At 65.9% G+C, this 12871-nt stretch carries 14 protein-coding genes; 7 read left to right on the top strand and 7 right to left on the bottom strand.

Annotated elements, in window-relative coordinates:
• The first annotated feature begins 13 nt into the window (after positions 1-13).
• Positions 14-961, top strand: a complete 948-nt coding sequence (locus ACCD11_RS15580; protein WP_007830662.1) for a YihY/virulence factor BrkB family protein — start codon at positions 14-16, stop codon at positions 959-961.
• Here the strand turns inward: ACCD11_RS15580 and ACCD11_RS15575 are convergent.
• A complete protein-coding gene (locus tag ACCD11_RS15575) occupies positions 909-1667 on the bottom strand; it encodes a 3-hydroxyacyl-CoA dehydrogenase (RefSeq protein WP_413314544.1) in 759 nt (252 codons plus the stop codon). The two genes, ACCD11_RS15580 and ACCD11_RS15575, sit on opposite strands and share 53 nt — an antisense overlap.
• A 130-nt stretch (positions 1668-1797) precedes the next feature.
• Entirely contained in the window at positions 1798-2349 is a 552-nt protein-coding gene (locus tag ACCD11_RS15570) for a phasin family protein (protein ID WP_007830664.1), read from the bottom strand.
• Between the two features lie 186 nt (positions 2350-2535).
• On the opposite strand from ACCD11_RS15570, the gene ACCD11_RS15565 reads away from it, so the two are divergent.
• A complete protein-coding gene (locus ACCD11_RS15565; RefSeq protein WP_413314542.1) occupies positions 2536-2979 on the top strand; it encodes an acyl-CoA thioesterase in 444 nt (147 codons plus the stop codon).
• On the opposite strand, the gene ACCD11_RS15560 is transcribed toward ACCD11_RS15565, so the two are convergent.
• Together ACCD11_RS15560 and ACCD11_RS15555 are read right to left on the bottom strand one after the other, a co-directional pair.
• Positions 2969-3403 (bottom strand): hypothetical protein, encoded by a 435-nt coding sequence (locus ACCD11_RS15560; RefSeq protein WP_007830666.1) that lies wholly within the window; start codon positions 3401-3403, stop codon positions 2969-2971. The genes ACCD11_RS15565 and ACCD11_RS15560 overlap by 11 nt on opposite strands.
• A gap of 41 nt (positions 3404-3444) precedes the next feature.
• On the bottom strand, positions 3445-3678 hold the full coding sequence (locus tag ACCD11_RS15555; RefSeq protein ID WP_007830667.1) for a CsbD family protein: 234 nt from the start codon (positions 3676-3678) through the stop codon (positions 3445-3447).
• 178 nt (positions 3679-3856) lie between these two features.
• Between ACCD11_RS15555 and pncB the strand changes: the two genes are divergently transcribed.
• The 5 genes from pncB to ACCD11_RS15530 are packed head-to-tail and all read left to right on the top strand — an operon-like array spanning position 3857 to position 10071.
• Positions 3857-5077, top strand: a complete 1221-nt coding sequence (pncB, locus tag ACCD11_RS15550; RefSeq protein ID WP_007830668.1) for a nicotinate phosphoribosyltransferase — start codon at positions 3857-3859, stop codon at positions 5075-5077.
• Positions 5078-5112: 35 nt separating this feature from the next.
• Positions 5113-6525 carry a sodium:proton antiporter gene (locus ACCD11_RS15545; protein WP_413314540.1) on the top strand — a complete coding sequence of 471 codons (1413 nt, stop codon included), beginning with the start codon at positions 5113-5115 and terminating at the stop codon, positions 6523-6525.
• Positions 6526-6536: 11 nt separating this feature from the next.
• Positions 6537-7523: a 2-hydroxyacid dehydrogenase gene (locus ACCD11_RS15540; RefSeq protein ID WP_413314539.1), complete on the top strand. Its 987-nt coding sequence runs from the start codon at positions 6537-6539 to the stop codon at positions 7521-7523.
• Between the two features lie 20 nt (positions 7524-7543).
• Positions 7544-8911 carry a DNA recombination protein RmuC gene (locus tag ACCD11_RS15535; RefSeq protein ID WP_413314538.1) on the top strand — a complete coding sequence of 456 codons (1368 nt, stop codon included), beginning with the start codon at positions 7544-7546 and terminating at the stop codon, positions 8909-8911.
• Positions 8908-10071, top strand: a complete 1164-nt coding sequence (locus ACCD11_RS15530; RefSeq protein WP_413314537.1) for an MFS transporter — start codon at positions 8908-8910, stop codon at positions 10069-10071. Before ACCD11_RS15535 ends, ACCD11_RS15530 begins: the two co-directional genes overlap by 4 nt.
• Here the strand turns inward: ACCD11_RS15530 and ACCD11_RS15525 are convergent.
• The 3 genes from ACCD11_RS15525 to earP form a co-directional block, all read right to left on the bottom strand.
• The gene (locus ACCD11_RS15525) at positions 10068-10931 is read right to left on the bottom strand and encodes a TIGR00730 family Rossman fold protein (protein ID WP_007830686.1); all 864 of its coding nucleotides are present in this window, start codon (positions 10929-10931) and stop codon (positions 10068-10070) included. The genes ACCD11_RS15530 and ACCD11_RS15525 overlap by 4 nt on opposite strands.
• A 119-nt stretch (positions 10932-11050) precedes the next feature.
• Positions 11051-11605: an elongation factor P gene (efp, locus tag ACCD11_RS15520; protein WP_007830687.1), complete on the bottom strand. Its 555-nt coding sequence runs from the start codon at positions 11603-11605 to the stop codon at positions 11051-11053.
• A gap of 153 nt (positions 11606-11758) precedes the next feature.
• Entirely contained in the window at positions 11759-12847 is a 1089-nt protein-coding gene (gene earP / locus ACCD11_RS15515; RefSeq protein ID WP_413314536.1) for an elongation factor P maturation arginine rhamnosyltransferase EarP, read from the bottom strand.
• Positions 12848-12871 lie beyond the last annotated feature (24 nt).

Genomic DNA, 12871 nt, shown 5'->3' with positions numbered 1-12871 from the left:
GACCGGATCACGCATGACGATGCCCAAACCCCTGCAACACATCGCGCCGCTGCTGCGCCACCCCCTGCGGTTCGCCTGGGACGCGCTCAAGGAATTTCGCGCCAACCAGGGCCTGCTGCTCGCGGGGGCTGTGGCGTACTACGCCTTGCTGTCCATCGTGCCGCTGCTGATCGTGAGCGTGATCGCCCTGTCGCACGTCATCGAGCAGGCCGAGCTGCTGCGCACCATCGGGCGGTACCTCGAATGGCTGCTTCCGGGGCAGTCGAAAGCCATCGTGGCCGAGCTGTCGAGCTTCCTGGACCATCGCGACGTGCTGGGGCCGGTGTTGCTGGTGACGATGATCTTCTTCAGCTCCCTGGCCTTCAGCGTGCTCGAAAGTGCCATGGCGGTGATCTTTCACCACCGCAAGGCGGACCACAAGCGCCATTTCCTGGTATCGGTGGCCATGCCCTATGTCTACATCCTGTGCCTGTGCGTCGGGTTGCTGCTCGTCACGCTGGTGTCGGGCGCGCTGCAGCTGGTGGGGCAGGAAAGCGTCGACCTGCTGGGGCGCAGCTGGTCGCTGTCGGGTGTTTCGGGGCTGCTGCTGTACCTGCTGGGGCTGGGCGGCGAGATCTTCATGCTGACTTCGCTCTACCTCGTGATGCCGGCCGGGCGCATGTCGCTGCGCCATGCGCTGCTGGGCGGCGTGACGGCCGCGCTGCTGTGGGAGGCCACGCGGCGCGTGCTGATCTGGTACTTCTCGACGCTGTCGCAGGTGAATGTGGTCTACGGCTCGCTCACCACGGCCATCGTGGTGCTGCTGAGCCTGGAGATCGCCGCCACGCTGGTGCTGCTGGGCGCCCAGGTGATCGCGAACTACGAGCGCCTGGACCGCACCGGCAGCACGAAGCCGCCCAAATCCGCTCTCAGCGGGGAGCCAATCGAATCGCTCCGTCCAGACGAATCACCTCGCCGTTGAGCATGTCGTTCTCGATGATGTGCTTCGCCAGCTTGGCGTAGTCCTCGGGCGTGCCCAGGCGGGAAGGGAAGGGCACGCTGGCGGCCAGGGCATCCTGCACTTCCTGCGGCATGCCGAACAGCATGGGCGTGCCGAAGATGCCGGGGGCGATGGTCATGTTGCGGATGCCGCTGCGCGCGAGGTCGCGGGCAATGGGCAGCGTCATGCCGACCACGCCGCCTTTCGAGGCGCTGTAGGCGGCCTGGCCGATCTGGCCGTCGTAGGCCGCGACCGAGGCGGTCGAGATCAGCACGCCGCGCTCGCCGGTGGCTTCGGGCTCGTTCCTGCCCATGGCGTCGGCCGCCAGGCGGATCATGTTGAAGCTGCCGATCAGGTTGACCGTGACGGTCTTGCTGAACACGGCCAGCGCGTGCGGGCCGTTCTTGCCCACCGTCTTCTCGGCCGGTGCGATGCCGGCGCAATTGACGAGGCCGACCAGCTTGCCGAGCTTGAGCGCGGCGGCCACCACGGCCTGGCCGTCGGCTTCCTGGCTCACGTCGCACTTGACGAACACGCCGCCGATTTCCCTGGCAACGGCTTCGCCCTTGTCAGCCTGCATGTCGGCGATCACCACCTTGGCGCCGTTGGCCGCCAGCATGCGCGCCGTGCCTTCGCCGAGGCCCGAAGCGCCACCGGTCACGATAAAAACCTTGCCGTCGATCTGCATGGAGAGTCTCCTGAAATGAGACCCGCATTATCGAAGAGGCCGCCAGACGAAAAAAAAGGCCTCGTCGTGAGACGAGGCCCTGAATTGGATCCGTGAGGACCCAAGGAGACAACTGGTGGTGGTCGCCAGCTTAGCGCTTGCGCGAAGCGGTTGCGGTCTTTGCGGCGGCAACGGCTTGCGTCGACACGGCATTGAAGTTGGCTTCGGCGACGTCCGATGCTTGCTTGACGGCCTTCTGGACCGATTCGAAAGCGTTGTTGGCGGCGGCCACGGCGCTCTTCAGCACGGCAACAGCGGTTTCCGAACCAGCGGGGGCGTTCTTGGAAGCGCTGTCGACCAGGCCGACGAAGGCTTGCTGGGCTTCGGCAGCCTTGGCTTCGAAGGCCTTGCCGAATTCGGCGCCGGTGCCTTGGGCGATGTCGTACAGGTGACGGCTGTAGGCAGCGGTCTTTTCAGCCAGGGGCTGGAACAGGCTGGCTTGCAGCGTCAGCAGCTCTTGGGCGTCCTTGACGCTCAGGGCGGCCTGGGCGGTGCTCTGGGCTTCGACCAGGGCTGCCTTCGAGGCGGTCACGTTCAGTTCGACGAGCTTCTCGACGCCTTCGAAAGCCTTGGTGGTCAGGCCGAAGAGGGTTTCGAGGTTTGCCTTTTGGGCGGCGAGGATTTGGTCAGCGGTCAGGGCCATTTGGGAAATCTCCAGAAGGGGATGATTGAGTGGTCGGTTCACGTTGCGCTGTCTCGCCGTCTATGTTGCGGTGCAGCATGGCCTCAAGTATAGGCAGCTGAGTTTTGCGATCAAGGGGTTTTTGCTGCCATGCAGCAATTTAGAAGCCATCTTCTAAATTCGGCTTCCCGGGCAAAATGCCGCGCGATGAGCGCCCCGACCAAACCAATCCCCCAGACGCGCGGCAGCTACCGCGCTTTCCGCAGCATTCCCACGCGCTGGGCCGACAACGACATGTACGGCCACGTCAACAACGTCGTCTACTACAGCTGGTTCGACACCGCGGTGAATGCACTGCTGATCGAGCGCGGCGCGCTCGATATCCACCAGGGCTCCACGATCGGCTTCGTGGTGGAGACGCAGTGCAACTATTTCGCGCCCATCGCGTTCCCGCAAACCGTCGAGGCGGGCATCCGGGTGGCACAGGCGGGCCGGTCGAGCGTGCGGTATGAAATCGCGCTGTTCGCCGAGGGCGCGGACAGCGCTGCAGCACAGGGCCACTTCATCCACGTCTACGTGGACCGCGTCACGCAGCGCCCGGTACCGCTACCCGAGGCGCTGCAACGCGTGGTCGATTCGCTCAAGGCTTGACCGGCGCGGTCCGTTCTGAAGCGGTCTTCTTCATCGCCTTGATGTCGGCCTTGCCCTGGGCTTCGTCGGCCTTGGCCTGCTTCACGCAGGCGGCCTTCGCATCGCCCTTCTGGTCGTCGCACTTTTCCTTCGCGACTTCGTAGGTGGCCTTCACCTTCTCTTCAGCCACGTTGCGGGCGTGGCTGTCGCTCGGCTGGTACTGCTGCTCCAGCTCGGCCTTGGCGACGTTTTCCTTGCCCTTGGCTTCCTTCTGGCAGACGTCCTTGGCGTTGTCCTTCATCGTGTCGCACTGGGCCTTCGCGACCTTGTAGTCGGCCTCGATCTTTTCCTTGGCGACCTTGTATTCATCCTTGGTCATGGCGCTGGCCTGCGTGGCCACGAAGCAGGTGGAGGCGAGGGCCAGCATGAGGAGATGCTTTTTCATGGGATGTTTTCCTTCGGGAGTGGATGAAATTCGGGGGCTGCTCAATAGCGTTCGAACCAGAGCGCGTCCGGCGTGCGGCCGTCGCGCGATTCCCAGTCCTTGACCTGCTTCTCGGCTTCTTCGCGGCTGATGCCGTGGCGCTCCTGGATGCGGCCGAGCAGCTGGTCGCGCTTGCCCGCGATGACGTCGAAGTCGTCGTCGGTCAGCTTCCCCCATTGCTCCTTGACCTTGCCCTTGAGCTGTTTCCAGTTGCCTTTGACGGTGTCCTTGTTCATGCGAACCTCCTTTGAGCCAGGTTGATCCGGCGGGCCGTGTGCTTCGCCGTGGAGTCACTGTCATCGGGGGGATTCACCCTCACGGTAGGACGTGCAGTTCAGGCCCCGTAGGCAGAGGCCGACTCACCCCGTGATAATCGAACGGACGCCGAAAGTTTGAGACACCGCGCACAGCACCATGATCATTCACAGCCTGCTCGACACCGACCTCTACAAGTTCACGATGATGCAGGTGGTCCTGCATCACTTCCCCGGGGCCCGGGTCGAGTACCGCTTCAAGTGCCGCAACCCCGGCGTCGACCTGGCGCAGTTCGCGGGACAGATCCGGGACGAGGTGCGCAGCCTGTGCTCGCTGCAGTTCCGCGACGCCGAGCTGGCCTACCTGCGCTCGATGCGTTTCATCAAGAGCGACTTCGTCGACTTCCTCGGGCTCTTCCGGCTCAATGAGAAGTACATCAACATCGTTCCCCAGCCCTCGGGCGAGCTCGAGATCCGCATCAAGGGGCCATGGCTGCACACCATCCTGTTCGAGATCCCGGTGCTGGCCATCGTCAACGAGGTGTACTTCCGCAATACGCAGAAGAAGCCCGACTTCGAGGAAGGCCGCCGCCGGCTCGAAACCAAGATCACCCAGCTGCAGGACGCAGGCCTCGCCGACCTGAAGATCGCCGACTACGGCACGCGCCGCCGCTTCTCCAAGGACTGGCACGAAGAGGTGCTGCGCACGCTGACCGCCCGACTCGGCGCCGTCACCTCGCCGCCGGTGCAGGCGCCGCCCGGGACGCGGCTGCCGCAGCTCGCGGGCACCAGCAACGTGCTGTACGCGATGAAGCTGGGCCTGATCCCGCTGGGCACCATGGCCCACGAATACCTGCAGGCCTGCCAGGCGCTCGGCCCGCGGCTGCGTGACAGCCAGATCTTCGGCTTCGAGAGCTGGGCGCGCGAGTACCGCGGCGACCTGGGCATCGCGCTGTCCGACGTTTACGGCATGAACGCGTTCCTGCGCGACTTCGACATGTATTTCTGCAAGCTCTTCGACGGCGCCCGCCACGACAGCGGCGACCCGTTCCAGTGGGGCGAGCGCATGCTGGCGCACTACGTCGCCAACCGGGTCGATCCGCGCACCAAGACGCTGATCTTCAGCGACGGCCTCACGGTGCCGCGCACCATCGAGCTCTACCAGCAGTTCCGCGGCCGCTGCCAGCTGGCCTTCGGCATCGGCACCAACCTCACCAACGATCTGGGCTACGAGCCGCTGCAGATCGTCATCAAGATGATCCACTGCAACGACCAGCCGGTGGCCAAGCTGTCGGACACGCCATCCAAGAACATGTGCGAGGACGAAAAATACCTGGCCTACCTGCGCCAGGTCTTCGAGATCGAACAACCCCCGGCTTGAAGGCTGTACTGACCCCTCTGGTACGGTACGGCCCCATGAAAAACCCCCTTCGCCTTGCGGCGGCCGCGGTGCTGCCGCTGACGTTTCCCGCCCTGGCGATGGCTGCCGACTTCGACGGCGCCACGCTCTCGCCGCTGTGGGGCGTGCCATTCGCCGGCATCCTGTTGTCGATCGCGCTGTTCCCGCTGCTGGCGCCGGGCTTCTGGCACCACCACTACGGCAAGGTCTCGGCGGCCTGGGCGCTGGCCTTCCTGCTGCCCCTTGCCGCCACCTTCGGCGTTTCGCTGGCCGGCGCCCAGCTCGTGCATGCGCTGGTGGAGGAGTACATCCCCTTCATCATCCTGCTCACGGCGCTGTTCACCGTGGCGGGCGGCATCCACATCCGGGGCAACCTGCATGGGGCGCCTGGCCTCAACACCGGGCTGCTCGCCATCGGCGCGGTGCTCGCGAGCTTCATGGGAACCACCGGCGCGTCGATGCTGCTGATCCGGCCGCTCATTCGTGCCAACGACAACCGCAGGCACCGGGTCCACGTGGTCGTGTTCTTCATCTTCATCGTTTCCAACGTGGGTGGCTCGCTCACGCCGCTGGGCGATCCGCCGCTGTTCCTCGGCTTCCTGAAGGGCGTCGACTTCTTCTGGACCGCGAAGAACATCCTGCCCGACACGCTCTTCCTCCTGGCCGTGCTGCTCGCGCTGTTCTACGCCATCGACCGCCACTACTATCGCAAGGAGGGCGTGCTGCCGGTCGACCCGACGCCCGACACGAAGCGCATCGGCTTCGATGGCGCCGTCAACTTCTGGCTGCTGGGCGGCGTGGTCGCCTTCGTGCTGCTCAGCGGCTTCTGGAAGTCGCCCGTCGGCTTCGACGTCTTCGGCACCCGGGTGGGCCTGCCGGGCCTGGTGCGCGACGCGGGCCTGGTCGCCATCACGCTGCTCTCGCTGAAGATCACGCCGGCCAAGGTGCATGCCGACAACCAGTTCGAGTGGGGCCCCATGGCCGAGGTGGCCAAGCTGTTCGCGGGCATCTTCCTGACCATCATCCCGGTGATCGCGATGCTCAAGGCCGGCACTCAAGGCCCGTTCGGTGCCGTCGTCTCGGCCGTGACGCGCGCTGACGGCCAGCCCGATCCGGCGATGTATTTCTGGGCCACCGGCATGCTGAGCTCCTTCCTCGACAACGCGCCCACCTATCTCGTGTTCTTCAACACCGCGGGCGGCGACCCGGCCGCGCTGATGACCACCTATGCCACCACGCTGGCCGCCATCTCGGCTGGTGCCGTGTTCATGGGCGCCAACACCTACATCGGCAACGCGCCCAACCTCATGGTCAAGGCCATCGCCGAGAGCCGCGGCGTGCGCATGCCGAGCTTCTTCGGCTACATGGCGTGGTCGGTGGCCATCCTGGTTCCGCTGTTCGTTCTTTCCACCTTCATCTTCTTTCGCTGAGTGCAAACATCATGAGCAAGCCCAAGATACTGGTCGCGCGCGCGATCTTTCCCGAAACCATCGAGCGCCTCTCGCAGCACTTCGAGGTCGAGTCGAACCAGTCCGACGAGAGCTGGAGCAAGGAACAGCTGATCGCGAAGCTGCAGGGCAAGCAGGGCGCCTTCACCACCGGCAGTGAGCGCATCGACGCCGCGGTGCTCGATGCCTGCCCCGGCCTGAAGATCTGCGCCAATATGGCGGTGGGCTACAACAACTTCGACGTCGACGCGATGGCCGCGCACGGCGTGCTCGGCACCAACGCGCCCGACGTGCTGACCGAGACCACGGCCGACTTCGGCTTTGCGCTGCTGATGGCCACGGCGCGCCGCATCACGGAGAGCGAACACTTTCTGCGCGCGGGCAAGTGGCAGAAGTGGAGCTACGACATGTTCGCCGGCTCCGACATCCACGGTTCCACGCTCGGCATCATCGGCATGGGCCGCATCGGGCAGGGCATCGCGAAGCGCGGCGCGCACGGCTTCGGCATGAAGGTGGTCTATCACAACCGCTCCAGGCTCGACGCCGCGCTCGAGGCCGAATGCAAGGCCAGCTACCTGAGCAAGGAGGAGTTGCTCAGGACGGCGGACCACGTGGTGCTTGTGGTGCCTTATTCGCCGGCCTCGCACCACACGATCGGCGCGGCCGAGATCGCGCTGATGAAGCCGACCGCCACGCTCGTCAACATCGCGCGCGGCGGCATCGTCGACGACGCGGCATTGGCCGTGGCCTTGCGCGAGAAACGCATCACCGCCGCGGGCCTCGACGTGTTCGAGGGCGAGCCCAAGGTGCACCCCGACCTGCTGACCGTGCCCAATGTGGTGCTGACGCCGCACATCGCCAGCGCCACCGTACCCACGCGCCGCGCCATGGCCGACCTTGCGGCGGACAACCTCATCGCGTACTTCGGCGGCAAGGGACCGCTGACGCCCGTGACGCCCGTTCCTCCGGCAAGCAAATAGGCAGAGGCAGTACCGCACCCTTGGACACCTCGCTGATCCTCATCGGACTGGCCGTACTCGCGGTCGTCCAGCTCGTGCTGGTGATCTGGCTGCTGGCCCGCCGGCAGCCCTCGTCCGACCACGGCGACGTGCTGCGCGTGCTGGCCGCCCTGGGCTCGGCCAACGAACGCACCGAGCGCGAACTGCGCCACGACATCGGCGAAAGCTCGCGCGGCGTGCGGCAGGAAACCGCGCAGGCCTTCGCCACTTTCCAGCAGGCGCTGGTGCAGCAGGGCGCCGAAGCCACGCGCACGCAGAATGCGCAGCTCGACGCGTTCTCCCTGCAGCTCGCGTCCTTGCAGAAGACGTTGGCCGACACGCTCAGCACGCAGCTGCAGGGTTTGAGCGAATCGAATGCGCGCCGCCTGTCCGAAGTGCGCGCGACCATGGAAACGCAGCTCGCGCAGCTGCAGCAGACCAACGCCGTCAAGCTCGACGAGATGCGCAAGACGGTCGACGAGAAGCTGCAGAGCACGCTTGAGGCGCGCCTCGGCGAAAGCTTCAAGCAGGTAGCCGACCGGCTCGAACAGGTGCACAAGGGACTCGGCGAAATGCAGACGCTGGCCGTGGGCGTGGGCAGCTTGCAGCGCGTGCTGACCAACGTGAAGACACGCGGCGTGTTCGGCGAAGTGCAGCTCGAGGCGCTGCTCGAACAGGTGCTCACGCCCGACCAGTACGCCAAGCAGATCGAGACCAAGCCGCGCAGCGGGCAGCGTGTCGATTTCGCGATCCGCTTTCCGGGGCGGGGCGAGGACGGTGCGCCGGTGTGGCTGCCCATCGACGCCAAGTTCCCGCGCGACGACTACGAGCGGCTCATCGACGCGCACGAACGCGCCGATGCCGTGGGTGCCGACCTGGCGGCCAAGGCGCTCGAAGCGCGCATCCGCACCGAGGCCAGGTCGATCGCCGACAACTACCTCGCCGCGCCGCACACCACCGATTTCGCCATCCTCTTCCTCCCGGTCGAGAGCCTCTATGCCGAGGTGCTGCGCCGGCCGGGCCTGATGGATGTCATCCAGCGCCAGCACCGCGTGACGCTGGCGGGCCCGACCACCTTGCTCGCGATGCTCAACAGCCTGCACATGGGCTTTCGCACGCTGGCGCTGGAGCAGCAGGCCTCCGAAGTCTGGAAGGTGCTGGGCGCAGTGAAGACCGAGTTCGAGCGTTACGGCGAATGGGTTGCGCGCGTCAAGGAGCAGGTGGCCAAGGCTTCCGACACGCTCGACAAGGCCGACACGCGCGCCAAGCAGATGCGCCTGGCGCTGCGCAAGGTGGAGGCGCTGCCCGAGGCGCAGTCGCAGGCGCTTCTGCTGCCCACCGCCGACAGCGAGGCCGAAGACACCCCGTGAAAGGTTCCGAACTGCTGCGCGTGATCGGGGCCCAGGTGTGCCTGCACGCGACCATGGCCGGCATGCGGCTCGCCACGCCGCTGCTGGCGCTGCAGCAGGGCTACAGCGCCGCGGCGGTCGGCCTGCTGATCTCGCTGTTTGCGCTGACGCAGGTCTTCCTTGCATTGCCTGCCGGACGCTTTGCCGACCGCTACGGTTTCAAGCGGCCGCTGTGGCTGTCGGTCATTGCGGCAGTCGTCGGTGCGGGGCTCGTGGTGATCCTTCCGATCTTTCCGGTGATGTGCATTGCCGCCCTGCTGACAGGCGGCGCCACGGGCGCGACGGTCATCGCACTGCAGCGGCACGTCGGCCGCTCGGCCACTGACGCGACGCAGCTCAAGCGCGTGTTCAGCTGGCTCGCCATCGCGCCGGCCGTGGCCAATTTCGTCGGGCCCTTCCTGGCCGGCATGCTGATCGACCATGCAGGCCGCTCGCCCGCGGACATGCTTGCGTTCCGCATCTGCTTCGCGGTGATGGCGGTGCTGCCCATCCTCTGCTGGATGCTCGCGCGCGGCGCGCACGAGCCACCGCCCGCCGCGCCCGTGCCGGGCGCCACGCCGACCCGCGCCTGGGACCTGCTGCGCGAACCGATGTTCCGCCGCCTGCTGTTCGTGAACTGGCTGCAGTCGTCGAGCTGGGACGTGCACGCCTTCGTGCTGCCGGTGCTGGGGCACGACCGGGGCATCAGCGCCTCGGTGATCGGCTCGATCCTCGGCGCCTTCGCGATCGCGGCGGCGGTCGTTCGCGTGGTGCTGCCGGTGATCGCCTCGCGCGCTTCGGAGCGCAGCGTGATCCTCAGTTCCACGGCGGTCACTGCGATGGTGTTCGCGGTCTATCCGCTGCTGGACTCGGCACTGAGCATGGGAGTGTGCTCGGTGGTGCTCGGCTTCGCGCTGGGCGCGGTGCAGCCGATGGTGATGAGCATGCTCCACCAGATCACGCCGCACACCCGCCACGGCGAGGCGCTGGGCCTGCGGCTCATGACCATCAACGCGTCGAGCGTGGCGATGCCAATGCTGTTCGGCTCGCTCGGTGCACTGATCGGCATCGGCGGCGTGTTCTGGGTAGTGGGAGGCGTGGTGGCGCTCGGCGCGCGCGCCACCTGGGGCCTCAAGGTCTAGAGCTTGTAGAAGCGCTTGATCGCGCTCCATGCGTCTTCGGGCGCGTCGACGTATTCGAAGAGCTTCACGTCGCCCGGCGAGATCACGCCTTCGTCGACCAGAAAGTCGAAATCGATCAGCCGCTTCCAGTAGTCCGAGCCGAACAGCACGATCGGCACCGGCTTCGACTTCTTCGTCTGCACCAGCGTGATCACCTCGAACAGCTCGTCGAGCGTGCCGAAGCCGCCCGGAAACGCCACCAGCGCCTTCGCACGCATCATGAAATGCATCTTGCGGATGGCGAAGTAATGGAACTTGAAGCTCAGTGCCGGCGTGACGTAGGGGTTGGCCTCTTCTTCCATCGGCAGCGCGATGGCCAGGCCGACCGAGAGGCCGCCGCCTTCGTGCGCGCCGCGGTTGGCCGCCTGCATGATGCCGGGGCCGCCGCCGGTGCAGACGAAGAGCTTGTCCTGCGGTTCCTTGTCGTTGCTGTACTGCGCGACCATCTTGCCGAAGGCGCGCGCCTTCTCGTAGTAGTGCGAATTGCGCGCCAGCCGGCGCCAGCGCTCGGATGCCGCGGCGTCGCCAGCGGCGTCGGCCTGCGCGATCATGGCGGAGGCGTCTTCCTCGCTGCGAAAGCGTGCGCTGCCGAACACCACCACCGTGTTCTCGATGCCATGGGCACGCTGCTCGAGATCGGGCTTCATCAGCTCGAGCTGCATGCGGATGCCGCGCGTCTCGCGGCGCAGCAGGAACTCGGGGTCGGCGAAGGCGATGCGCGAGGGATCGGGGTCGAGCGGCAGGCCCTTGTCCGCATGGGACTGGAGCGTGGCCCAGGCATCGGCCAGGCGTTTGTCGTGAATGTTGTGCGTGTTGTTCATGAGGAAACCAGACGGAAGGACCTTGGGAGATTGTGCAGCGTTGCAACTGCCATGCCCATCAACAAAAAAAGCTCCTTGCGGAGCTTTTTTCGAGGGTGGCGGTCAGCCGGGAAAGAGGCTCAGACGCGCTTGCGGTATTCGCCGGTGCGCGTGTCGATTTCGATCTTGTCGCCTTGCGACACGAAGAGGGGCACGGGCACTTCGAAGCCGGTGGCGATCTTGGCGGGCTTGAGCACCTTGCCCGAGGTATCGCCCTTGACGGCGGGTTCGGTCCAGGTGATTTCGCGCTCGACGCTGGTCGGCAGTTCGACCGAGATGGCCTTGCCGTCGTAGAACACCACTTCGACGGCCATGCCGTCTTCGAGGTAGTTCAGGGCGTCGCCCATGTTTTCGGCTTCGACTTCGTACTGGTTGTAGTCGGCGTCCATGCAGACGTACATCGGGTCGGCGAAGTAGGAGTAGGTGCAATCCTTCTTCTCGAGCACGATCTGGTCGATCTTGTCGTCGGCCTTGAAGACCACTTCGGTGTTGAAGTTGGCGATCAGGCTTTTCATCTTCATGCGCACGGTGGCGGAGTTGCGGCCGCCGCGGCTGTATTCGGTCTTGAGGACGACCATCGGGTCCTTGCCGTGCATGATGACGTTGCCGGCGCGGATTTCTTGAGCGATTTTCATAACAGGGTCTCTGGATGTTGGCCGCTCGGTGCACGGGGCTGCCGGCGACGCTTGCCGGCATTGTTGGCCCCGCGGTACAGGTCCCGCGGCAGGTTTAGCGGAGAGCATCTCGAATCGTTGAGATCCGGGCCGAAATCCGCAAAGCCCGCTATTTTAGCTTTTTTGGCCGATCAGTTTCCGCAGTTGCGTGACCAGATCGTCCTGGGCGAGCAGCCGCGTGCGGGCGTCCAGTGTTGTTTCGAGCCACGGGCCCTGTGTTTCAGGCAGCGGCAGGGCACCGTCGACGAAGCCGTTCCAGGCGTGGTGGAAAAGCCGCAGCGAGGGCGGGGCGCCGAGCCAGTCCAGCCAGGCGTTCAGCTTGACGTGGTGGGCATCGTCGTCCTGCGGGTAGATCTGCCAGACCAGCGGCGCGCCGGCCCAGAGGGCGCGCACCAGCGAATCCTCGCCGCGCACGAAATTCAACTCGCAGGCCCAGAGCAGGTGATCGAAATCGGGCTGCGTGAGATAGGGGAGATATGAAATTGATAGCGCACCGCGCTCGTGGGTCGATGGGGCGCCCCCAAAACAAGCCTGGACCGCCTGGGTGGCGCGGCCCGCCGTCACCAGCAGGCGCGTGGGTTCGGGGCCTTCCGCCAGCCGGGCGAGCAAGGCGGCCAGTGCAGGCGGCTCGTAGCAGAAGAGGGAGAGCAGGCGTTCGTCGGCTCGCCACGGGATCTGCCGTTCGGCCAGCCACTGCACCCGGTCGAAGCGCGCCCGGCGTTCCATCAGGTCGGGCTCGCGCAGCAGCCCGCCCGTGGCTGGCGTGAAGCCTGGATAGAAGAAGCGCTTGGTCAACCCGGCGCCGGGACCCCTGAACACCGGCGACGGCAGCCCATGCAGCCGCTCCACGTACGGTTCGGCCGACAGGTATTCGAGGTTGATCCACGCACTGCCCGGCCCTTCGGCGAAACGGGCGATCGATTCCGGCGCCGGCTCGCAGCCGAAGGCTTCTATCAATACGTCGGGCGCCGGCCCCGCTACGGCAGCCTGAAGCGCAGCGGCGTCGAGCCAGTCGATCACCTCCACGCCGTCGCGACCAGTGCGAGCCTCGGGCGCCATCCAGCGCAGCGCCGCCGCATCGTCGATCCACAGCCGCACGCGTTCGCCGAGCGCGGCCAGCTGGCGGGCCAGCCGCCAGCAGACGCCGAGGTCGCCGTGATTGTCGATGACCTTGCAGAAGATGTCCCATTGCCTCGATTGCATGGGCGCGAGTGTGCCCGTGTTCGC

This window comes from Variovorax sp. Varisp36, from assembly GCF_047304235.1.
GTDB lineage: Bacteria > Pseudomonadota > Gammaproteobacteria > Burkholderiales > Burkholderiaceae_C > Variovorax.
Note: the sequence above shows the minus strand (reverse complement) of the source record. Positions and strands in the feature narration are given on the sequence as shown.